Below are 23,082 nucleotides of genomic sequence, written 5' to 3' on the forward strand. Positions count from 1 at the left end.
GACCACATGAACGACTCTCGACTTACGAAAGAGGGCTTGACGACCAGTGCTTGACGTCAACTTCTTCGACGAGCTCCGCATCGGCCTGGCCACCGCCGACGACATCCGCCAGTGGTCGCACGGCGAGGTCAAGAAGCCGGAGACCATCAACTACCGCACCCTGAAGCCGGAAAAGGACGGGCTCTTCTGCGAGAAGATCTTCGGCCCCACCCGGGACTGGGAGTGCTACTGCGGTAAGTACAAGCGCGTCCGCTTCAAGGGCATCATCTGCGAGCGCTGCGGCGTCGAGGTGACCCGCGCCAAGGTGCGCCGTGAGCGGATGGGCCACATCGAGCTGGCCGCCCCGGTCACCCACATCTGGTACTTCAAGGGCGTGCCGTCCCGCCTGGGCTACCTGCTGGACCTGGCGCCGAAGGACCTCGAGAAGGTCATCTACTTCGCCGCCTACATGATCACCTGGGTCGACGACGAGCGCCGCCAGCGCGACCTGCCGTCCCTGGAGGCGCACGTCTCGGTCGAGCGCCAGCAGATCGAGAACCGCCGCGACTCCGACCTCGAGGCCCGCGCCAAGAAGGCCGAGACCGACCTGGCCGAGCTGGAGGCCGAGGGCGCCAAGGCCGACGTGCGCCGCAAGGTGCGCGAGGGCGCCGAGCGCGAGATGAAGCAGCTGCGCGACCGCGCGCAGCGCGAGCTCGACCGCCTCGACGAGGTGTGGGCCCGCTTCAAGAACCTCAAGGTCCAGGACCTCGAGGGCGACGAGCTGCTCTACCGCGAGCTGCGCGACCGCTTCGGCACCTACTTCTCCGGCTCGATGGGCGCGGCGGCCCTCAAGGACCGCCTCGAGACCTTCGACCTGGCGGAGGAGTCCGAGCGCCTGCGCGAGATCATCCGCACCGGCAAGGGCCAGAAGAAGACCCGTGCGCTCAAGCGCCTCAAGGTCGTCTCCGCGTTCCTGCAGACCACCAACAAGCCCAACGGCATGGTGCTGGACTGCGTCCCGGTCATCCCGCCGGACCTGCGTCCGATGGTGCAGCTGGACGGTGGCCGCTTCGCGACCTCCGACCTGAACGACCTGTACCGCCGCGTCATCAACCGCAACAACCGCCTGAAGCGCCTGCTCGACCTCGGTGCCCCCGAGATCATCGTGAACAACGAGAAGCGCATGCTCCAGGAGGCCGTCGACGCGCTGTTCGACAACGGCCGCCGCGGCCGTCCGGTCACCGGCCCGGGCAACCGCCCGCTGAAGTCCCTCAGCGACATGCTGAAGGGCAAGCAGGGTCGTTTCCGTCAGAACCTCCTCGGCAAGCGAGTCGACTACTCGGCCCGTTCGGTCATCGTCGTCGGCCCGCAGCTCAAGCTGCACCAGTGCGGTCTGCCGAAGGCCATGGCGCTGGAGCTCTTCAAGCCGTTCGTGATGAAGCGCCTGGTGGACCTGAACCACGCGCAGAACATCAAGTCGGCCAAGCGCATGGTCGAGCGCGCCCGTCCGGTCGTGTGGGACGTCCTCGAAGAGGTCATCGCCGAGCACCCGGTCCTGCTGAACCGTGCGCCCACCCTGCACCGCCTCGGCATCCAGGCCTTCGAGCCGCAGCTGGTCGAGGGCAAGGCCATCCAGATCCACCCGCTCGTCTGCACCGCGTTCAACGCGGACTTCGACGGTGACCAGATGGCCGTCCACCTGCCGCTCTCCGCGGAGGCGCAGGCCGAGGCCCGCATCCTGATGCTGTCCTCGAACAACATCCTGAAGCCGGCCGACGGTCGCCCCGTCACCATGCCGACCCAGGACATGGTGCTCGGTCTGTTCTTCCTGACCTCGGACCGCGACAACGTGAAGGGCGCCGGCCGCACCTTCTCGTCGACCGCCGAGGCGATCATGGCCTTCGACGCCCGCGACCTGGACGTCCAGGCCCCGATCGAGCTGCGCCTGCCGGCCGGCACCGTCCCGCCGCGCGGCTGGACCCCGCCGGTGGACGAGGAGGGCCAGTCCGGCTGGTTCGACGGCGAGCCGTTCCGTCTGACCACCACCCTGGGCCGCGCGCTCTTCAACGAGCTGCTGCCCGAGGACTACCCGTTCGTCGACTACGAGGTGGGCAAGAAGCAGCTCTCCGCGATCGTCAACGACCTGGCGGAGCGCTACCCCAAGGTCGTCGTCGCGGCGACGCTGGACAACCTGAAGGCGGCCGGCTTCCACTGGTCGACCCGCTCGGGTGTCACCGTCTCGATCTCGGACGTCGTCGTCCCGCCGAACAAGCCCCAGATCCTGGAGGGCTACGAGGCGAAGGCGGAGAAGGTCCAGCGTCAGTACGAGCGCGGCCTGATCACCAACGACGAGCGCAAGCAGGAGCTCATCGGCATCTGGACCCAGGCGACCAACGAGGTCGCCGAGGCCATGAACGAGAACTTCCCGAAGACGAACCCCATCTTCATGATGGTCGACTCGGGTGCTCGTGGAAACATGATGCAGATGCGCCAGATCGCCGGTATGCGTGGTCTGGTGTCGAACGCCAAGAACGAGACCATCCCGCGACCCATCAAGGCGTCGTTCCGTGAGGGTCTGTCCGTGCTGGAGTACTTCATCTCCACCCACGGTGCCCGTAAGGGTCTGGCCGACACCGCCCTCCGTACCGCCGACTCCGGCTACCTCACCCGTCGTCTGGTCGACGTCTCCCAGGACGTCATCATTCGCGAGGAGGACTGCGGCACCGAGCGCGGCCTGAAGCTGGCGATCGGCTCCGTGGGCCCGGACGGCGTGCTGCGCAAGGCCGACGACGTCGAGACCAGCGTCTACGCCCGCATGCTGGCCGAGGACATCACGGTGGACGGCAAGCTCCTCGCCACCGCCAACACGGACCTCGGCGACGTCCTGATCGACGAGCTGATCCGCCACGGCATCGGCGAGGTCAAGACCCGCTCGATCCTGACCTGTGAGTCGGCCGTCGGCACCTGCGCCATGTGCTACGGGCGCTCGCTGGCCACCGGCAAGCTGGTCGACATCGGTGAGGCGGTCGGCATCATCGCCGCCCAGTCCATCGGTGAGCCCGGTACCCAGCTGACCATGCGTACCTTCCACACCGGTGGTGTGGCCGGTGACGACATCACCCAGGGTCTGCCGCGTGTCGTCGAGCTCTTCGAGGCCCGTACCCCCAAGGGTGTGGCCCCGATCTCGGAGGCGCAGGGCCGGGTCCGCATCGAGGACACCGAGAAGACCCGCAAGCTGGTCGTCACCCCGGACGACGGCAGCGACGAGATCGCCTACCCGGTCTCGAAGCGCGTGAAGCTGCTGGTCAGCGAGGGCGAGGCGGTCGAGGTCGGCCAGAAGCTGACCATGGGTGCCACCAACCCGCACGACGTCCTGCGCATCATGGGCCAGCGTGCCGTCCAGGTCCACCTGGTCGCCGAGGTCCAGAAGGTCTACAACTCGCAGGGTGTGTCGATCCACGACAAGCACATCGAGATCATCATCCGGCAGATGCTCCGCCGCGTGACGATCATCGAGTCGGGCGACGCCGAGCTGCTGCCCGGCGAGCTGGTCGAGCGCGGTCGCTTCGAGCAGGAGAACCGCCGCGTCGTCGCCGAGGGCGGTCACCCCGCCTCCGGCCGTCCGCAGCTGATGGGTATCACCAAGGCCTCGCTGGCCACCGAGTCCTGGCTGTCGGCCGCCTCCTTCCAGGAGACGACCCGGGTCCTCACCGACGCGGCGATCCACGCCAAGTCGGACCCGCTGCTGGGCCTCAAGGAGAACGTCATCCTCGGTAAGCTCATCCCGGCCGGTACGGGTCTGCCCCGCTACCGCAACATCCGGGTCGAGCCGACCGAGGAGGCCAAGGCCGCGATGTACTCGGCCGTCGGCTACGACGACTACGACCTGTCGCCCTTCGGCGCCGGCTCCGGCCAGGCGGTCCCGCTGGACGACTACGACTACGGCCCGTACACCGGCTGAGTCGCGCGTCACTGACGCAGGGCGGTCACCCCTCACGGGGTGGCCGCCCTGCGGCGTTCCCAGGGGCCGTCAGGGGCCTTCGGGGCGGGCCGGGCAGCCGGACCCGCCGGGGGCGGCGGGGAGCCTTCAGGGGGCGGACGGAAGCCGATTAGGTCATTCGGCGGAAGTCGCGTAGAGTCGTGTTTACCGACGCGGGGTGGAGCAGCTCGGTAGCTCGCTGGGCTCATAACCCAGAGGTCGCAGGTTCAAATCCTGTCCCCGCTACAAAGAAGAAGGGCCCGGAGGCATCAAGCCTCCGGGCCCTTCGGCGTTTCCCGGGCCGGGGCGTTCGCGGGGCCGGCGCCCCCGGAATTTCGGTGGCCGGGGCCGGGCCGCCGCCCGTACCGTCCGGGGTATGAACGCGAAGCGTCCCCTGATCGCCGTGCTCACCGGCGCGGGCATCTCGACGGACTCCGGCATCCCCGACTACCGCGGCCCGCAGGGCCTGTGGCAGAAGGACCCGTCGGCCGAGGAGCTGGTCACCATCGGGCCGTACCGGGACGATCCGCAGGTGCGCCGGCGGGCCTGGCGGATGCGGCTGGAGACGGGCGCACTGGCCGCCGAGCCGAACGCCGGGCACCGGGCGCTGGTCGACCTGGAGCGCTCCGGTCTGCCGCTGCGGGTGCTCACCCAGAACATCGACGGGTTGCACCAGAAGTCCGGGCTGCCCGCCCGCAAGGTGCTCGAACTGCACGGCACGGCCCGGGAGACGCAGTGCCTGCGCTGCCGGGTGGTCGGGCCGATGGCGGAGGCGCTGGCGCGGGTCGAGGCGGGGGAGCCGGACCCGGCGTGCCGGGCCTGCGGGGGGATCCTGAAGCCGCGCGTGGTGATGTTCGGCGAGAACCTCGACCCGGAGGTGCTCGGGCAGGCCGACGCGATCGTTCGGGCCTGCGACGTGTTCATCGCGGTCGGCACCAGCCTCCAGGTGTTCCCGGTGGCGGCGCTGCCGCTCGACGCGGTGCGGAGCGGGGCGGAGCTGATCATCGTGAACGGCGAGCCGACGCCGTACGACGGGGCCGCGGCCGAGGTGATCCGGGAGCCGATCTCCCGGGCGCTCCCGGAGCTGGTGCGCCGACTTGTCCTGGAGCGGGCCTGAGCAGGGGCCGGAAGGGTCATATTCCCGGACGTACCGCGTGCGTACGATGATCCTTCCGGCTTCCCCCCTCTGGCCTGGAGTGATCGACCGATGACGACGACGGCGAAGTTCGACCCCTGGTCGGCGGCGTTCGTGGCCCACCCGTACGACGCGTACGCCGAGCTGCGCGAGCACGCGCCGGTGACGTACTTCGAGCCGACGAACCAGTGGCTCGTCTCCCGCCACGAGGACGTCAGCGCCCTGCTGCGCGACCGCCGGCTGGGCCGCACCTACACCCACCGCTTCAGCCACGCGGAGTTCGGCCGCCCCGAGCCCGACCCGGCGCACGAGCCCTTCCACACCCTCAACGACAACGGGCTGCTGGACCTGGAGGCCCCCGACCACACCCGGATCCGCCGGCTGGTCTCCAAGGCCTTCACCCCGCGCATGGTCGAGGGCCTGCGCCCCACCGTGCGGCGGCTGGCCGGCGAGCTGGTCGACGAGCTGCTCGCGGCCGGCGGCGGCGACCTGATCGCCACCGTCGCCGAGCCGCTGCCGGTCGCCGTGATCGCCGAGATGCTCGGCGTGCCGGAGGGCGACCGGCACCTGCTGCGGCCGTGGTCCGCCGACATCACCGGGATGTTCGAGCTCAACCCCGGCGAGGAGACCGCCCGCCGGGCCGTCACCGCCAGCACCGAGTTCTCCGACTACCTGCGCACCCTGATCCGCGAGCGCCGGGCGGCCCCGGGCACGGACCTGATCAGCGCGCTGATCCAGGCCCAGGAGGGCTCCGACGCGCTCAGCGAGCAGGAGATGATCTCCACCTGCGTGCTGCTGCTCAACGCCGGCCACGAGGCGACCGTCAACACCACCGGCAACGGCTGGTGGGCGCTGTTCCGCAACCCCGGGGAGCTCGCCCGGCTGCGCGGCTCGGTGGACGAACTGCTGCCCACCGCCGTCGAGGAACTGATGCGCTGGGATACCCCGCTGCAGATGTTCGAGCGCTGGGTGCTGGAGGACATCGAGGTCCGCGGCGTCACCGTCCCGCGCGGCGCCGAGATCGCCCTGCTCTTCGGCTCCGCCAACCGCGACCCCGAGCGCTTCGCCGACCCGGACCGCCTCGACCTCGGCCGCACCGACAACCCGCACATCACCTTCGGCGCCGGAATCCACTTCTGTCTCGGCGCCCCGCTTGCCAGACTGGAGCTCACCGAGTCCTACGGCACCCTGCTGCGCCGGGCGCCGGGCCTGCGGCTGGTCCGCGAGCCCGAGTGGAACCCGGGCTACGTGATCCGGGGGCTCAAGGAGCTGCTGGTCGAGGTCTGACGACTGAGGGGGAGAGGGCCGTGGGCAAGGCGACAGGGGCGCTGCTGGGGCTGGCGATCGGGGACGCGATCGGTCGGCCGACCGAGTTCAAGAGCGTCGAGGTGATCGCTGCCGACCACCCGGACTGGCGGCAGCTCCCGTTGCCGCAGCGGGCGTTGGTCACCGACGACACCCAGATGACCCTCGCCCTCGGCCGCGGCCTGCGCACCGCCCTGGCGCGCGGGCCGCTCACCCCCCTCCGGCTGGTGCGGCCCGTCCGCGAGGAGTTCGTCGACTGGTGGCGCTCCCCGCAGAACGTCCGCGCCCCCGGCATGACCTGCCTGCGCGCCTGCGAGCGGCTCAGCCACGACGAGTACCGCTGGCAGCAGGCCAGCGACGTCGGCTCCAAGGGCTGCGGCGCCAACATGCGGGTCGCCCCGATCGGGCTGATCCGCGAGCTGGACGCCCGGCAGCTCTCCGGCGCCGCCCAGCTGCAGTCCGCGCTCACCCACGGCCACCCGACCGCGCTCGCCGCCGGCGACCTCACCGCGTACGCCGTCCGCAAGCTGGCCGAGGGCGTCCCGCCCGCCGGGCTGCCGGCGGTGCTGCGGGCGTACGCGCTGGCGAGCCGCGAGCGCTACGACGAGTTCTGGCTCGGCGACCTCGCCGACCGCTGGTACGGCAGCTCCCCGCAGGCCGTCATCGCCCGCGGCTGGGACGACTGCCTCACGGTGCTCGACCAGCTGGAGGCCGCCCTCGCCGCCCCCGACGTCGAGGCCGACCCCTGCCTGGCCACCGGCGAGGGCTGGGTCGCCGAGGAGGCCTTCGGCACCGGCCTGCTCTGCTTCCTGCTGCTGCCCGACGACCCGGTCGCCGCCGTCCGGAGGGCCGCCTACTCCAGCGGCGACTCCGACTCCCTCGCCTGCCTGGCCGGCGCCTTCGCGGGCGCCCACCACGGCGAGGCGGCCTGGCCGGCCGACTGGGTGGAGCGGATCGAGCACCGGGACGAACTGCTGGAGCTCGGGGCGCTCTGGGACTGACGCCGTACGGGCCGGAACCCGATCCGGGGGCGGCGCGTCGAAGGGCCATGACGAACCGCAGCACCGGAACCCGTCGCACCCTCCGCCGCCCGGCGGCGCTGCTCCTCGCCGCCGCGCTCGCCACGCCGCTGCTCGCCGGCTGCGGCGGCACCGGAGCCGCCGCGCCCGTGGAGCTCCGGGCGGCCGCGCCCGCGAGCCGCCCGGCCGTCGACCCGGCGCAGGTGGCCGCCACCGCGGCCGCCACCGACGCCTTCGGCCTCGACCTCCTGCACGCCCTGACCGCCCAGCCGGACGCCGCCGGCGGCAACCTCGTGGTCTCGCCGTCCGGCCTGGCCACCCTGCTCGCGATGCTGCTGCCCGGCGCCCGCGGCGCCACCGCCGGGGAACTGGCCAAGGCCCTGCACACCGAGCTCGACCCGCTGCAGTACGCGCTCGCCACCGGCGCGCTGAACCGGCCGGTCCCGGCCACCGACCGGCTCACCCTGCGCCGCAGCGACGACCTCTGGACGCAGCAGGGCCTGGCCGTCGAGCCGGGCTACCTGGCCGACCTGGCCGCCGCCTTCGACACCGGCGTGCACCAGGCCGACTTCGCCAAGGACCCGGACGGGGCCCGCAAGACCGTCAACGCGGCCGTGGAGAAGGCCACCGACGGCCGGATCAAGGACCTGTTCGGCCGGGACGCGATCACCCCGAGCACCCGGCTGGTGCTCACCGACGCGCTCTACCTGAAGGCCCGGTGGGCCGCCGCCTTCAAGCCCTCGCACACCGCCGACCGCCCGTTCCACAAGCTCGACGGCTCCACCCCGGCCGTCCCCACGATGGCGCAGACCGGGGAGTTCAAGTACGCCGACGGCTCCGGCGGGATCCTCGGCGAGCCCTGGCAGGCCGTCGAGCTGCCGTACGCGGACGGCGCACTGGTGATGGACCTGATCGTCCCCGCGCAGGGCGGCTTCGCCGCCTTCGCCAAGGGCCTGGACCAGCCCCAGCTCGACCGCGTCCTCGGCGCCCTCGCCGAGCGGCCGGTCGACCTCCGGCTGCCGCGCTTCCGCTTCGGCACCTCGAAGGAGCTCACCCCCGCGCTGCGCTCGCTCGGCGTCTCCTCGGCCTTCGACAAGGCCGATCTCACCGGCATCGCCAAGGAACCGCTGGTCGTCGGCACGGTGGTGCAGAAGGCCACCGTCGAGGTCGACGAGGAGGGGACGGTCGCGGCGGCCGGCAGCGGTGCCGGGGTCGAGGCGGCGGCGGCGCCGAACGCCGACCGGCCGGTCCAGCTGTACCTGGACCGGCCGTTCCTGTTCCTGATCCGGGACGCCCGGGGCGGGGCGCCGCTGTTCCTCGGCCAGGTCACCGACCCGCTGGCGAAGTAGCCGACGGGCCGGGGCGGCCTCCGAGGGGCCGCGGGCTCACCAGGCCGGGTAGCGCCCGCCGAGCGCCGGGTGCCGGGGGTCGCGGCTGCCGAACAGCACCAGCAGGTCGTCCGCGACCTGCCGCAGCTCCGCCCGGCCCTCGACCGCCCCGGCCCACTCGGCGGGCAGCGCCGCGGCGCCGTACGCCGCCCCGACCAGGTTGCCGCAGACCGCGCCGGTCGAGTCGCTGTCCCCGGAGTGGTTCACCGACAGCAGCAGCGCGGTGCGCACCGGGTCGGGGTCCAGGGTGGCCGCCAGCAGCGAGTACACGGCGATGGCCAGGCACTCCTCGGCGATCCAGCCGAGCCCGACCCGCTCCACCGTCTCCGCCGCGGGCTCGGCCTCCTGGGCCAGCCGCACCGCCCGGGCCAGCGCCTGGACGGTCTCCTTGGAGCTCGGCAGCTCGCGGATCTGCTCCACCGTCTCGCCGACCGCCGCCCACGGCTCGGTGCCGTGGGCGAGCCGCTCGACCAGCGCCGCGAAGGCGCCCGCCGCGAGGTAGCCGGTCGGGTGGCCGTGGGTGAGCTGGGCGCACTGCACCGCCAGCCCGAAGGACTGCTCGACGCCCAGCCGGGCCAGCCCGAACGGCGCCGAGCGCATCACCGTGCCGCAGCCCTTGGAACCCGGGTTGATCGGCCCGGTCAGCCCGATCGCGGACGGCGCCTCGAACACCGGGTGCTCGGACACCCCGCTCAGGCAGGCGTTGCCCGGCGCCCGCCGCGCGTACAGGAAGGGCCGGCTCAGCAGCCAGCCGTCGTACGGGCGGGGCTGCGGCCCGGTGTCCGGCGCGTCCTGGAACTGGGTGCGCAGCCAGCGCCGGTAGGCGCCGTGCACGGCCTCCGGCACCGAGCCGCCGCCACCCGTCCAGCCGCGGACGAAGCCGCGGATCAGGCCCTCGGCGGTGAACAGCGTCATCTGGGTGTCGTCGGTGACCTCGACCGGCCCGGACCCGGCCGGCAGTGTGGTCACGCCCTGCGGCCCGTACCGGTCCTGGATCTGGTGGAGCTGCTGGAACTCCACCGGCCAGCCCAGCGCGTCGCCGATCGCTCCGCCGAGCAGCGTTCCGCGCACCCGGTCCCGGTACCCCGACTCCGCCGCCGGTTCCGTCACGTCGAGCCCCCCTTTGTTCGTGGCGGACTACGTTCTATCAGGTCCCCCGGGAGGCGGGGCGACTCCTGTGGATCTTGCGCGGGTCGGCCGGGGGACCGCCGGGGTGTGACCGCCTACCGGCGGATCGCCCCGGCGCGCCCGTGCAGCGCGGCCCGGTCGGCGGCGGCGCGTCCGGCCGCCCAGCCCACGCCGTCGCTGACCCGCACCCGCTGCGAGACCAGCTTCGGGAACAGCCGGCCGATCTCCTGGTCCACCGCCTCGGAGCGGGCGGCGAGCGCGGGCAGCAGCCGCGCGTCGGGCAGCAGCTGCTCCTCGGTGCCGTCCTCGCGCAGGTGCCGTCCGGCCGCGGCGGCGCTGGTGGCGCGCTCGGTCGCGGCGGTCAGCCGCTCGCGGATCCGCGCCGCGTACGCGACCAGGAAGGACTGCCGGAACGCCTTGCTGCGCGAGTCCTTGCGGGAGCCCGCCTTGTTGAGCGCGTGGGTGGCCTGCACCAGCAGCGAGGTGTAGAGCAGCTCGACGCCGTCCAGGTCCCCGTCGAAGCCGACCACGGTGCAGAAACCGAACTCCTTCGCCCACACCACCCGGCACCGGTTGGCCGCCGCGACCGCGTCCAGCAGCATCGTCTTGGGGCCCTCGTACGGGTTGTCCACCCCGATCCGCAGCGCCGCCGGGGTGTCGCGGTCGGCACCGGACGCGGCCAGCAGCGCGTCGTCGATGCTGTGCTGGGCCATCAGCTGCTGGGCCTTGGCGGTCAGCGCCTCGGCCTCCTCCGGGTACTCGGTGGACTCGGCCTTGGCCAGCAGCGCCCGGATCCGCGCCAGCATCCGCGGCTCGCCGCTCACCGGCCCCGCGTGCTGCGGCCGCACCGCCTGCCCGGGGGCGGGCCCCACCGGGGCGATCGGCGGCAGCCGGCCCCAGGTGCGCAGCAGCTCCAGGGCGGCGGTGGCGAGCGCGAAGCGGTCCAGCCGGTGCCGGTCGGCGAAGGCGCCGAGGTACTCGTCGTCGCCGGACCACCACACCTCGGCCTCCAGCTCGCGCAGCTGCTCCAGCCAGCGCCGGTCCAGGGCGGCCGCGGGGTGGCGGCGGCCCTCGGCGGCGATCAGGTCCACCGCGAGGGCCAGGTGGACGGGCTTCAGCTCGCGCCGCACCACCCGGGCCAGGTCGGCCGGCCGCCACCCGGCGGACCAGCAGCGGCCGACGGCCGTGTCCGCGTACCCGAGCAGCGCCCGGCCGACCTCCGGCCACTGCCCGGCCGAGGCGGCCAGCAGCGAGGCCCCGGTGTCCAGGGCGAGGTCCAGCGCCTCCTCCGGGGCCGTCACCACCGACCGCACCGCCTGCTCCAGCAGCGGTCCGGCGGTCCCGGCCTGCTGCGCGCGCTCGCCCACGGTGTGTCCCTGCTCTCCTCGACGGTGCCACGACGGCCCGGCTCCTCCTGCCCATGATGCCGGAGCGGCGGCGGGGACCGACGGGAGAGCGGTTCAGCGCTCGACGGCCTTGGCGAGGATCTCCGGGGTGCGGTCCAGCAGGCGGGCCGCCGCGAGGCGGACGCCGAGGGCCGCGACCAGGGCGCCGTACAGCGGGCCGACCAGCAGCACCGGCCAGCTCGGGCCGTCGGAGACCAGGGCCCAGGCGAGGTAGCCGCCGACCGGCAGCGCCAGCAGGGCGACGCCGAGCATCGAGCCGAACTGGTTGAGCAGGATCAGCCCGCCCTGGCCCGGGGCGGCGTTGCGCATCGGGTTGCTGTCGGCCGGCATGGTGTACGGCGCCAGGACGCTGAACATCGCGCCCAGCGCGATCCCGCAGCCGAGCAGCGTCAGCGCCAGGCCGAGCGCGGACGGCAGCTCGCTCCACCGGCCGGTGACGGCCGCCAGGACCAGCCCGAGCAGCAGCGTCACGGGGACGGCGTACGACAGCACCGCGTACGCCCGGCCGCGCAGCTCGGAGCGGGCGTCGGCCGGGGTGCGCAGGGTGGCGGCGACCATCCAGAACGCCGAGCCGTCCATGCCGAACAGGTTGAGCATCTGCAGCCCGAGGAACACCCCGGTCATCGCCAGCAGGTAGACGCTCGCCCAGCCCTGGACCATCGACAGCACGCAGATCACCAGCGTCATCCCGATGCTGGTGAACAGCGCCGCCTTGGCCCGCGGCTCGCGCCAGGCGTACCGCAGGTGCCGCTGCATCACCGCGCCGGTCCGGCCCTGGGGCAGGAACCGCCAGCCGCGCGAGTCCTGCACCCCGCGGGCGACCTCCAGGGTGGAGGAGTCGGCGGTCACCATCAGCTCCTGCAGGCTCCGCCGCCACCAGCGCAGCAGCAGCGCCAGCAGCGCGGCGGCCGCGGCGAGCTGGAGCAGCGCCAGCCCGTACCGGCCCTCGCCGGCGGTGCGCGGCGCGTCCGCCGCGCTGATCGGCGGGATCCAGCGCAGCACCGAGGCGATCGGCTTGAGCGGGCTGAGGTCGATCGGCCCGCCCCGGCGGCCGAGGATGCTCTGCGAGCCGACGTTGGCGACCTGCACCAGGAGGGCGAAGGCCAGGCCGCCGAAGATCGCGAAGTCCTTGCCGCGCCGGCTGGAGAGCATCCGGGCGTTGCCCGCCGCGACCGCCCGGGAGAGCGTGACCAGGCAGAGCAGCGCGAGCGGCACGCCGAGCACCGCGACCGCGGCCGAGGCGCCGCCGGTCGCGCCGGCCAGCACCGCGGCGGTCACCAGCACCAGGCTGACCAGCGGCCCCGGTCCGATCAGCGCGGCCAGCAGGGTGCCGCGCAGCAGCGGGCCGGGGCGCAGCGGCAGCATGGTCAGCCGGGTCGGGTCGGCGCTCTCGTCGCTGGAGAAGAGGAACAGCGGCAGCGCGGCCCAGCTCAGGGTCAGCACGCCGAGCAGCATCACCCCGGCGTCCCCGGAGCCCGCGTAGCGCCCGTTCAGCGCGGTCATGGCGACGGCGACGCCGGCCGCGAGGGCCAGGCCCGCGACGCCGCCGATCACGTAGACGGTGGTCCGGCCGGGGCTGCGCCGCAGCCCGTTGCGCAGCAGCCGCAGCTTGAGCGCCACCAGGGCACGGACCACCGTCCGCCCGTCGGGCACCGGGGCATTGTTCACAGGGTGCCCCCGGCCTGCCCGCCGCCGAGCCAGCCGAGCGCCTGCCCGTCGTCCTCGCGGACGCCGATCAGCTCCAGGAAGGCCTCGTGCAGGCTGCGCCCGCCCCGGACGGAGTCCAGCGGCCCCTGGGCTATCACCTGGCCGGCGTTGACCACCGCGACCCAGTCGCAGAGCTGCTCGACCAGCTCCATCACGTGGCTGGAGAAGATCACCGTGGAGCCGGCCGCGGCGTACCGCTTGAGCACGCCGCGGATGGTCTGGGCGGAGACCGGGTCGACGCCCTCGAAGGGCTCGTCCAGGAACAGCACGTCCGGGTTGTGCAGCAGCGCGGCGGCCAGGCCGATCTTCTTGCGCATGCCGGTGGAGTAGTCGGCGACCAGCTTGTCGGCGTCCCGGCCGAGGTCCAGGACGGCCAGCAGCTCCTCGGCCCGCCGGTCCACCTCGGCGCCGGGCAGACCGCGCAGCCGCCCGGTGTACTGGAGCAGCTCGCGCCCGCTGAGCCGCTCGAACATCCGCAGGCCCTCGGGCAGGATGCCGATCCGGGCCTTGACCGTGACCGGGTCCGCCCACACGTCGGCGCCGTGCACCAGGACGGTGCCCTGGTCGGGCCGGAGCAGCCCGGTGACCATCGACAGCGTGGTGGTCTTGCCGGCACCGTTCGGCCCGACCAGGCCGATGAACGCCCCGGCCGGCAGCTCCAGGCTCAGCCCGGCCACCGCGGCCTGGGGGCCGAAGTGCTTCCAGAGCCCCTGGATGCTGACGGCGGACGGGGTTCCCGGCCCGGAGAGGTCGGGGGACGGCGGCGCTGACGCCTGCATGGCGGCCTTCTCTGCTCGTGGTGGTGGACGTCGTCGTGGTGCGGGTCTCTCCGGGCTCAGCCTGTCACCGTGCGGACCGGCTGTCGCCCGAGTTGAGCATCCCCTGAGAGTGTCCGCCGAACGGGTGAGGCACGCCGCCCGTTTTCCTCGTCCGGGCGACTACTGGGCCGATTTGGCAACTACTCAGTTCGGCTGTTCGTCCTGCACTATGAGGGAGCAGTGACGTGCGCGGGGGTGCCGCGCTACCGGGAGGTGGCGGATGTCCGTACAACCATGGGGCGAGCCTGGTTCCGGCTATCCGCCCGGCAGGCCGGCGGGTGGCTGGCAGCCGGCGCCCGCGCCCGCGGTGGCGTCGCAGGCCGCGATGCGGGCGGGCCACGCGGACCGGGACCGCACGCTGGACGTGCTCAAGGCCGCGTTCGCCGAGGGGCGGCTCACCGTCCAGGAGTACGAGCAGCGCCACGAGGCGGTGGCCGCCGCGCAGACCTACGGCCAGCTGGCCGTGCTGGTGGCCGACCTGCCCTCGGGGCCGATGACGGCGCCGCCGCCCACCGCGGCCACGCCCGTTCCGGCCACCTTCATGCCGGTCCCGCCGCCGCCCCAGGCCCGCCAGACCAACGTGCTCGCCGTGGTCTCCCTGGTGGCCGGCCTGGTCGGCCTCTCCGCCCCCGCCGTGGTCACCGGCCACATCGCCCGCGCGGAGATCCGCCGCCGCAACATGGACGGCGACTGGGCGGCCGTCCTCGGCCTGGTCATCGGCTACCTGGGCTGCGCGTTCTGGACCCTGATGATCCTGATCGGCATCGCCTGAGGCGGGCCCGCCCGGGCGGCCCGGGGGCGGTTCGTCCATCTTCCCGATGGGGTCTTCCTCAGGCGTAGGACCTATGATGCCCGGGGCTGCCGCCGTGCGCCCGGAAGCAGTACGGTCTCCGTCACCGGCCGACGCCGAAGGGTGGGGCGGGCCGAGCGAGCGACCACGAGCTGAGGACCGTTACCAGTGACAGTCAGTGCCCAAGAGGCCTCCAGGATCCCGCCGATCGGAGGGCGTCCGCTGATCCCGGGATCCGCGCGCCGCTCCGCGGCTCGGCTCTGGACGTCGGCCCCGGCACTGCTCGCGGGTGAGGCCCTGATCGCCTTCCTGGCCGCCCTGGTGCTCCCCGTGATGGCGAGCAAGTTCCACATGGACCCGCTGGACCGGATCGCCCAGGTGAGCGGTCTCGCCGCGCTGCAGCTGCGGTTCGCGGTCATCGGCTTCCTCCTGCTCGGCGCGGTCGTGCTCGCGATGCGCTTCCGCTCGGGCCGGCATTTCGGCCTGGTGGCCCGGTTCTCCGCGGCCGCCATCGCGGGCCTCGCCAGCGGCTTCGTGGCGGCCGGCGCGGTGATGGCGCTGCTCGGCACGCCCTGGCCGATGTTCGGCCTGAACGGCGACAGCGGGCGCATCGTCGAGTGGGCCCACGCCCTGGCGAACGGCCAGCCCTCGGGCTCGGCGGTCTACCCGCCGGCGCCGCTCTACACCCTGGGCTACTACGCCGAGTGGTTCCGCGGCGGCAACACCGCGTACGCCTTCAAGGACCTCCAGATCCTCGGCGCCGCCGCGTTCGGCCCGCTGGTCTACCTGTCGTGGCGGATGCTGCTCAGCCCGGTCCGGGCGCTCGCCTTCGGCGTGCTGCCGGCCTTCGCCCTGATCGACGCCTACAAGCCGTACAGCCAGACCGTGCTGGTCGTCCTGGTGCCCGTCCTGGTCGCCGTGGTGGTGCACCTGCGCCGGAGCGGGACGGACGGCTGGCGGCTGCTGCTGCTGAAGGCGGCCGGCTTCGGCGCGCTGCTGGGCCTGCTGTTCCTCACCTACTCCGGGTGGTTCCTGTGGAGCGCCATCGGCGTGGTGGTCGCGGCGCTGGCGTACTTCCCCTGGCGTGACAGCCGGCTCAAGGGCCTGGTCTACCTGGCCGCCACCGTGGGCGCGTTCCTGCTGGTCTGCGGCAGCTACCTGGTGACCATGCTGACCGACGGCCAGGACACCAAGGACCCCAACTTCCGCTTCGACAACTTCACCGACCCGGCGTACTTCCTGATGTGGCGCACGGACATGCCGGGCAAGGTGGGGGACTGGCCGATCCCCGGCGAGTTCGGCGGCATGGACCTGTTCGCCGTGGTGATGTTCGTCGCACTGGGCGCCGCCCTCTGGCTGGGCATCCGCAAGCCGGTGGTCGTCACCATCAGCTGCATGTTCGCGAGCGCCTGGGTGATGCGGATGTACATCGCCTCGCACATGTACGAGACGCAGACGGTCCAGCTCTACACCCGGACCAACAACCAGCTGCTGTACTGCGGCCTGCTGCTGTGCGCCCTGCTGGTCCACCTGGTGTCGCTCCGGCTGGCCGAGCACCGCCGGGTCGCGGGGGCCGACGGGACCGGGGAGGCCGCCGGGACCGGGGGACTCGCCGGAACGCCCCTGCCGGGCCCGCAGGCGGCCGTCGTCGGTACGCTGTTCGCTCTCCTCTTCCTGTTCGGTACGGTCTCGTCGTCGATGTCGGACCGCTACCTGCCGGCCAAGGAGAACACCTACCGCATCCTGCCGTGGGTGTCGCACACCGTGCAGAACCTCGACGGCACCTGCCCGAAGTTCGCGCCGGGTGGGCACTGCTCCAAGACCGGTGACCAGTCATGGCTCAGCATGATCAAGTAACCAGTTCCCGCCCATGAGCCCGAACTGACCCCGAAGGCCCAATCCTGATGATGATCACCGCCGTCAAGAGCCTCGCCGACCGGCTCGTCTCCTCGCCGAGGCGTCTGTGGGCAGTGGCTTTCGCGATCCTGTTCGCCCTGAGTGCGTCCTGGTCGATCGCCACCCCGATCGGCGCCTCGCCGGACGAGCACGCCCACCTCATCCGGGCCGCGGCCGTCGCCCGGGGGCAGGTCGAGGGCCGCGAGGTCATGGTCCCGCACCTGGTGGGCGGCATCGAGGGCCAGTTCGCCGAGACCGGGGTTGAGCTCCCGCGGATCTACCAGGAGCTCAAGGACGTCAACTCCTGCTACGTCTTCAAGCCCGAGACCCCGGCCTCCTGCGCGCCGCGGCTCATCGACCGGCCGGGCGAGGCCCTGGTGACCACTGCGGCCGGCCGCTACCACCCGGCGTACTACTTCGCGGTGGGCTGGCCCAGCCTCCTGGTCCCGGGGGCGAAGGGCTTCTACCTGATGCGCCTGATGTCGGCGCTGATCTGCTCCGCCCTGGTGGCGAGCGCGGTGGTCTCGGCGGCCGAGTGGCGGCGGCGGTCCTTCACCCTGCTGGGCACGGTCACCGCGGCCACCCCGATGGCGCTGTTCCTGTTCGGCATGGTGAACCCGAGCGGTCCGGAGATCGCGGCGGGCATCCTGGTCTGGAGCGCCGGGCTGCCGATGCTGATGAACCCGGACCCGCACCTGCTGAACCGCCGGCTGGCCCGGCTGGGCATCGGCGCGCTGGTGCTGATCAGCATCCGCCCGCTGGGCATGATCTGGTTCGCCGGGGCCCTGTTCTTCGCGCTGCTGCTGAGCCAGAAGGGCGCGGTGCGGGAAGTGGTCCGCCGCAAGGTGACCTGGCTCTGGGGAGGCCTGGGCGCCGCGTCCGCCGTCGCGGCCCTGGCCTGGTCGTCGAGCCACCCGGACAACTCGATCATCAACACCCCGAGCGACCTCACCCCGCTGGCCGCGGCCCGGAAGACCTTCGACTTCGGCCTGCTGTACATGAAGCAGATGATCGGCTACTTCGGCTGGCTGGACGCCGAGGCGCCGGCCGCGACGCTGCTGGTCTGGTGCGGGGTGGTGCTCGCCCTGGCGATGTTCGCGCTGTGCTACGCCCGGTTCCGGGACGCCCTGGCGATCGTCGGCGTGATGGTCGGCATCGTGGTGATACCGATAGCGGCTCAGGCCATGCAGGCGCGCCAGCTGGGCATGATCTGGCAGGGCCGCTACCTGCTGCCGTTCGCCGTCGGGCTGCCGATCCTGTGCGCCGCGATCTGCCACGAGCGGCTGCCCTGGGGCGGCTTCGCCTGGCGCCGGCTGCTGGTGATCTCCGGCTTCTCGCTGTCCCTGGTCAACGCCGCGGCCTTCCTCTGGGCGCTGCGCCGCAACACGGTCGGCAGCACCGGCCCGCTGCTGATCAACCCGGCGCACTGGTCCCCGCCCGGCACCTGGATGCTGTGGCTGGCCGTGTACACCCTGGCCGCGCTCGCGCTGGGGCTGTTCGCGGCGGTGTCGGACAACCGGGACCGTCCGCTGCCGCAGTCGGCCGGGGCGGCCGACGGCGGTGCCGCGCAGGATCCGCCCCGGCTCGCCGGGGCCCACGCGGAGGCGTAGGGTCGCGGTGCGGGGGCTGCCCGGTTGTGGTAGGGAGCCCCGCCCCGGCCCGGTTCCCGGGCCGCTTCCGGTGCCGGCCCCGCGACCTGCGGCGTTGCATTTGTTTTGACCGAGCCCGATGCGCTAGGTACGCTCTGACCTTGTGCCTGGGGTGTCCCCGGGTCCTTGTGCGTGCATGCACACCGGTCGCCGCGCCGAGCCGGAGCGCTTCCCAGCGTCCCGCGCGTAGAGCGCCGTCGCTGTACAGCAGCCATGGGATTCCGTGTCGTAACAAGCCCAACACACCCGACCGCGTGGGTCGACCACGGGGCCGTGTGTGAGGGGAGACACCGCAGGTTAGTTCCACCAAGCCTTGGCACACAGAAAACGGAGAAACGGTGCCTACGATCCAGCAGCTGGTCCGAAAGGGCCGGCAGGACAAGGTCGAGAAGAACAAGACTCCCGCGCTGAAGGGTTCCCCGCAGCGCCGTGGGGTCTGCACGCGTGTGTACACGACCACCCCGAAGAAGCCGAACTCGGCTCTCCGCAAGGTCGCCCGTGTGCGCCTCACCAGCGGGATCGAGGTCACCGCTTACATCCCGGGCGAGGGCCACAACCTGCAGGAGCACTCCATCGTGCTGGTGCGCGGTGGTCGTGTGAAGGACCTTCCTGGTGTCCGCTACAAGATCATCCGCGGTTCGCTTGACACCCAGGGTGTCAAGAACCGCAAGCAGGCTCGCAGCCGCTACGGCGCCAAGAAGGAGAAGTAAGAATGCCTCGTAAGGGCCCCGCCCCGAAGCGCCCGGTCATCATCGACCCGGTTTACGGCTCCCCGGTCGTCACCCAGCTGGTCAACAAGATCCTGCTGCACGGCAAGCGTTCCACCGCTGAGCGGATCGTCTACGGCGCCCTCGAGGGCGTCCGTGAGAAGACCGGCTCGGACCCCGTCGTGACGCTGAAGCGCGCGCTGGAGAACGTCAAGCCGGCCCTCGAGGTCAAGTCCCGCCGTGTCGGTGGCGCGACCTACCAGGTTCCGGTCGAGGTCCGTCCGGGCCGCGCCAGCACCCTGGCGCTGCGCTGGATGGTCGGGTACTCCCGCGCCCGTCGCGAGAAGACCATGACCGAGCGCCTGATGAACGAGATCCTCGACGCCAGCAACGGCCTGGGCGCTTCCGTGAAGCGTCGCGAGGACACCCACAAGATGGCCGAGTCCAACAAGGCCTTCGCGCACTACCGCTGGTAGTCCGTACCCCGTCACTAGACAGAGAGAGAACGAGCCACAATGGCTGCAACCTCCCTTGACCTCGCCAAGGTCCGCAACATCGGGATCATGGCGCACATCGACGCGGGCAAGACCACCACCACCGAGCGGATCCTGTTCTACACCGGTGTGTCGTACAAGATCGGTGAGGTCCACGATGGCGCTGCCACCATGGACTGGATGGAGCAGGAGCAGGAGCGCGGCATCACGATCACGTCGGCCGCGACGACCTGTCACTGGACGGTCGACGACGCCGACCACACCATCAACATCATCGACACCCCGGGTCACGTCGACTTCACCGTCGAGGTGGAGCGTTCGCTGCGCGTCCTCGACGGTGCCGTGACGGTGTTCGACGGTGTCGCCGGTGTCGAGCCCCAGTCCGAGACCGTGTGGCGGCAGGCTGACCGCTACGGCGTCCCGCGCATCTGCTTCATCAACAAGCTGGACCGCACGGGCGCGAACTTCTTCTTCTGCGTCAAGACCATCGTGGACCGCCTCGGCGCCACCCCGCTGGTCATGCAGCTCCCGATCGGTGCCGAGTCGGACTTCCAGGGCGTTGTCGACCTGGTCCGCATGAAGGCGCTGGTCTGGTCCGCCGAGGCCGCCAAGGGCGAGATGTACGACATCGTCGACATCCCGGCCGAGCTGCAGGAGCAGGCCGACGAGTACCGCGAGGCGCTCATCGACACGGTCTCGAACGTCAGCGACGAGATCATGGAGCTCGCCCTCGAGGGCGAGGAGATCCCGGTCGAGCTGCTGCAGGCCGCGATCCGCAAGGGCACCCTGAACTCGGACTTCACCCCGATCTTCTGCGGTACCGCCTTCAAGAACAAGGGCGTTCAGCCCCTGCTCGACGCGGTCGTCAAGTACCTGCCGTCCCCGCTGGACATCGAGTCCATCGAGGGCACCAAGCCGGGCGACGACAGCGTCAAGATCTCCCGCAAGGCCTCGGACGACGAGCCGCTCGCCGCGCTCGCGTTCAAGATCATGTCGGACCCGCACCTCGGCAAGCTCACCTTCGTCCGGGTCTACTCGGGCCGCCTGGAGTCCGGCACCTCGGTGCTGAACGCCGTCAAGGGCAAGAAGGAGCGCATCGGCAAGATCTACCGCATGCACGCGAACAAGCGTGAGGAGATCGACTCGGTGGGCGCCGGCGACATCATCGCCGTCATGGGCCTGAAGCAGACCACCACCGGTGAGACGCTGTCCGACGAGAAGAACCCGGTCATCCTGGAGTCCATGGACTTCCCGGCCCCGGTCATCCGCGTCGCGATCGAGCCCAAGTCCAAGGGTGACCAGGAGAAGCTGGGTGTTGCCATCCAGCGTCTCGCCGAGGAGGACCCGTCCTTCCAGGTCAACACGGACGAGGAGACCGGCCAGACCATCATCGCGGGTATGGGCGAGCTGCACCTCGAGGTGCTGGTCGACCGTATGCGCCGTGAGTTCAAGGTCGAGGCCAACGTCGGCAAGCCGCAGGTCGCGTACCGCGAGACCATCCGCCAGGCGGTCGAGCGCATCGACTACACCCACAAGAAGCAGACCGGTGGTTCCGGTCAGTTCGCCAAGGTGCAGATCGCGATCGAGCCGCTCGAGCAGGCCGAGGGCTACGAGTTCGTCAACAAGGTCACCGGTGGCCGCGTTCCGCGGGAGTACATCCCGTCGGTCGACGCCGGTTGCCAGGAGGCCATGGAGTTCGGCATCCTCGCCGGCTACCCGCTGCAGGGTGTCCGCGTGAGCCTGCTGGACGGCCAGTCGCACGACGTCGACTCCTCCGAGCTCGCGTTCAAGATCGCCGGCTCGATGGCCTTCAAGGAAGGCGCGAGGAAGGCCAAGCCGGTCCTCCTCGAGCCGATGATGGCCGTCGAGGTCACCACGCCCGAGGACTACATGGGCGACGTGATCGGCGACATCAACTCTCGCCGTGGCCAGATCCGGTCCATGGACGAGCGTCACGGTGCCCGCGTCGTCACGGCGCTGGTGCCCCTCTCCGAGATGTTCGGCTACGTCGGTGACCTGCGCAGCAAGACCTCTGGTCGCGCGAGCTACTCGATGCAGTTCGACTCGTACGCCGAGGTTCCGAAGAACGTGGCGGACGACATCATCGCCAAGGCCAAGGGCGAGTGACGTCCCGATAATCGGGACGATTACGAAGCCTTAGGCTATTCGGAGGCGTCTCGGGAGGATCCGGTCGGATCCTCCCGGGAGCCTCCGGCCCCCCCACCAGCGGGACGGCACGGGATGTCCTCCGGGCAACCCGCACCAAAACCGATCAAAGACCAACTGGCGTCAGCACGGCGTACAGGAACTGTCCTCAGGAGGACTCAGTGGCGAAGGCGAAGTTCGAGCGGACGAAGCCCCACGTCAACATCGGCACCATCGGTCACATCGACCACGGCAAGACCACGCTGACCGCGGCCATCACCAAGGTGCTGCACGACGCGTACCCGGACCTGAACCCCTTCACGCCGTTCGACCAGATCGACAAGGCCCCGGAGGAGCGTCAGCGCGGTATCACCATCTCGATCGCGCACGTCGAGTACCAGACCGAGGACCGTCACTACGCGCACGTTGACTGCCCGGGTCACGCCGACTACATCAAGAACATGATCACCGGTGCCGCCCAGATGGACGGCGCCATCCTGGTGGTCGCCGCCACCGACGGCCCGATGCCGCAGACCAAGGAGCACGTCCTCCTGGCCCGCCAGGTCGGCGTTCCGTACATCGTTGTCGCCCTGAACAAGGCCGACATGGTGGACGACGAGGAGATCCTGGAGCTCGTCGAGCTCGAGGTCCGTGAGCTGCTCTCCGAGTACGAGTTCCCGGGCGACGACCTGCCGGTCGTCCGCGTCTCCGCGCTGAAGGCCCTCGAGGGCGACGCCGAGTGGGGCCAGAAGCTCCTCGGCCTGATGAAGGCTGTCGACGAGAGCATCCCGACCCCGGCCCGCGCCGTGGACCAGCCGTTCCTGATGCCGATCGAGGACGTCTTCACGATCACCGGTCGTGGCACCGTCGTCACCGGTCGCATCGAGCGCGGCATCCTCAAGGTCAACGAGACTGTCGACATCATCGGCATCAAGGAGACCAAGACCACCACCACGGTCACCGGCATCGAGATGTTCCGCAAGCTGCTCGACGAGGGCCAGGCCGGTGAGAACGTCGGTCTGCTGCTCCGTGGCATCAAGCGCGAGGACGTCGAGCGCGGCCAGGTCATCATCAAGCCGGGTTCGGTCACGCCGCACACCGACTTCGAGGCCCAGTCGTACATCCTGTCGAAGGACGAGGGTGGCCGTCACACCCCCTTCTTCAACAACTACCGCCCGCAGTTCTACTTCCGTACCACGGACGTGACCGGCGTCGTGACCCTCCCCGAGGGCACCGAGATGGTCATGCCGGGCGACAACACCGCCATGACGGTCGCGCTGATCCAGCCGATCGCCATGGAGGAGGGCCTGAAGTTCGCCATCCGTGAGGGTGGCCGCACCGTCGGCGCCGGCCAGGTCACCAAGATCATCAAGTAATTGACGATCTGACCTGCCTGCCTCGTACAGGCTCGTCCGAAGGGCCCCGCGCACCGCACGGTGCGCGGGGCCCTTCGGCGTCTCATGGGCAGTTCACCGGAGCGCACCGCCTTTCAGCGGCCGCTCATCGCAGACTGTTATGGTCGGGCCACCATCCAGCC

At 71.4% G+C, this 23,082-nt stretch carries 16 protein-coding genes and 1 tRNA gene; 13 read left to right on the top strand and 4 right to left on the bottom strand.

What is annotated here, in order from left to right:
• Nucleotides 1-46: 46 nt before the first annotated feature.
• The 6 genes from ACWDD9_RS15015 (at nucleotide 47) to ACWDD9_RS15040 (ending at nucleotide 8,766) form a co-directional block, all read left to right on the top strand.
• On the top strand, nucleotides 47-3,940 hold the full coding sequence (locus ACWDD9_RS15015) for a DNA-directed RNA polymerase subunit beta' (protein ID WP_074003974.1): 3,894 nt from the start codon (nucleotides 47-49) through the stop codon (nucleotides 3,938-3,940).
• 190 nt (nucleotides 3,941-4,130) lie between these two features.
• Nucleotides 4,131-4,204: transfer RNA gene (locus ACWDD9_RS15020), tRNA-Met, on the top strand.
• A gap of 130 nt (nucleotides 4,205-4,334) precedes the next feature.
• Nucleotides 4,335-5,075, top strand: coding sequence for an SIR2 family NAD-dependent protein deacylase (locus ACWDD9_RS15025; RefSeq protein WP_375876148.1), 741 nt, complete (start codon nucleotides 4,335-4,337; stop codon nucleotides 5,073-5,075).
• A 90-nt stretch (nucleotides 5,076-5,165) separates the two neighbouring features.
• Complete coding sequence (locus tag ACWDD9_RS15030) at nucleotides 5,166-6,380, top strand: cytochrome P450 (RefSeq protein WP_387967129.1); 1,215 nt, start codon at nucleotides 5,166-5,168, stop codon at nucleotides 6,378-6,380.
• The gene (locus ACWDD9_RS15035; protein ID WP_449811813.1) at nucleotides 6,377-7,399 is read left to right on the top strand and encodes an ADP-ribosylglycohydrolase family protein; all 1,023 of its coding nucleotides are present in this window, start codon (nucleotides 6,377-6,379) and stop codon (nucleotides 7,397-7,399) included. The genes ACWDD9_RS15030 and ACWDD9_RS15035 overlap by 4 nt, the downstream gene beginning before the upstream one ends.
• 47 nt (nucleotides 7,400-7,446) lie before the next feature.
• The gene (locus ACWDD9_RS15040; protein ID WP_416873602.1) at nucleotides 7,447-8,766 is read left to right on the top strand and encodes a serpin family protein; all 1,320 of its coding nucleotides are present in this window, start codon (nucleotides 7,447-7,449) and stop codon (nucleotides 8,764-8,766) included.
• Nucleotides 8,767-8,802: 36 nt separating this feature from the next.
• Here ACWDD9_RS15040 and ACWDD9_RS15045 read toward each other — a convergent pair whose 3' ends face one another.
• From ACWDD9_RS15045 to ACWDD9_RS15060, 4 genes are all read right to left on the bottom strand, one after another.
• Nucleotides 8,803-9,915, bottom strand: a complete 1,113-nt coding sequence (locus ACWDD9_RS15045; protein WP_049660394.1) for an ADP-ribosylglycohydrolase family protein — start codon at nucleotides 9,913-9,915, stop codon at nucleotides 8,803-8,805.
• Nucleotides 9,916-10,028: 113 nt separating this feature from the next.
• Nucleotides 10,029-11,300: a DUF2786 domain-containing protein gene (locus ACWDD9_RS15050; RefSeq protein ID WP_074003970.1), complete on the bottom strand. Its 1,272-nt coding sequence runs from the start codon at nucleotides 11,298-11,300 to the stop codon at nucleotides 10,029-10,031.
• A 93-nt stretch (nucleotides 11,301-11,393) separates the two neighbouring features.
• Nucleotides 11,394-12,992 carry a transporter gene (locus tag ACWDD9_RS15055; RefSeq protein ID WP_375876151.1) on the bottom strand — a complete coding sequence of 533 codons (1,599 nt, stop codon included), beginning with the start codon at nucleotides 12,990-12,992 and terminating at the stop codon, nucleotides 11,394-11,396.
• Nucleotides 12,993-13,003: 11 nt separating this feature from the next.
• Complete coding sequence (locus tag ACWDD9_RS15060) at nucleotides 13,004-13,825, bottom strand: ABC transporter ATP-binding protein (RefSeq protein WP_074003968.1); 822 nt, start codon at nucleotides 13,823-13,825, stop codon at nucleotides 13,004-13,006.
• A 259-nt stretch (nucleotides 13,826-14,084) separates the two neighbouring features.
• Between ACWDD9_RS15060 and ACWDD9_RS15065 the strand changes: the two genes are divergently transcribed.
• From ACWDD9_RS15065 to tuf, 7 genes are all read left to right on the top strand, one after another.
• Nucleotides 14,085-14,636, top strand: coding sequence for a DUF1707 and DUF4190 domain-containing protein (locus tag ACWDD9_RS15065; protein ID WP_375876152.1), 552 nt, complete (start codon nucleotides 14,085-14,087; stop codon nucleotides 14,634-14,636).
• 186 nt (nucleotides 14,637-14,822) lie between these two features.
• Complete coding sequence (locus ACWDD9_RS15070; protein WP_049649028.1) at nucleotides 14,823-16,511, top strand: hypothetical protein; 1,689 nt, start codon at nucleotides 14,823-14,825, stop codon at nucleotides 16,509-16,511.
• A 47-nt stretch (nucleotides 16,512-16,558) separates the two neighbouring features.
• The gene (locus ACWDD9_RS15075) at nucleotides 16,559-18,160 is read left to right on the top strand and encodes a DUF2142 domain-containing protein (RefSeq protein WP_049649029.1); all 1,602 of its coding nucleotides are present in this window, start codon (nucleotides 16,559-16,561) and stop codon (nucleotides 18,158-18,160) included.
• Between the two features lie 377 nt (nucleotides 18,161-18,537).
• Nucleotides 18,538-18,909, top strand: a complete 372-nt coding sequence (gene rpsL, locus ACWDD9_RS15080) for a 30S ribosomal protein S12 (RefSeq protein ID WP_014144289.1) — start codon at nucleotides 18,538-18,540, stop codon at nucleotides 18,907-18,909.
• A gap of 2 nt (nucleotides 18,910-18,911) precedes the next feature.
• Nucleotides 18,912-19,382: a 30S ribosomal protein S7 gene (gene rpsG, locus ACWDD9_RS15085; RefSeq protein ID WP_030055803.1), complete on the top strand. Its 471-nt coding sequence runs from the start codon at nucleotides 18,912-18,914 to the stop codon at nucleotides 19,380-19,382.
• Nucleotides 19,383-19,421: 39 nt separating this feature from the next.
• Complete coding sequence (gene fusA / locus ACWDD9_RS15090) at nucleotides 19,422-21,527, top strand: elongation factor G (RefSeq protein WP_049649030.1); 2,106 nt, start codon at nucleotides 19,422-19,424, stop codon at nucleotides 21,525-21,527.
• A 200-nt stretch (nucleotides 21,528-21,727) separates the two neighbouring features.
• Nucleotides 21,728-22,921 carry an elongation factor Tu gene (tuf, locus tag ACWDD9_RS15095; RefSeq protein WP_049649031.1) on the top strand — a complete coding sequence of 398 codons (1,194 nt, stop codon included), beginning with the start codon at nucleotides 21,728-21,730 and terminating at the stop codon, nucleotides 22,919-22,921.
• Nucleotides 22,922-23,082 lie beyond the last annotated feature (161 nt).

The sequence above is a fragment of the Kitasatospora sp. NPDC001119 genome, assembly GCF_053598475.1.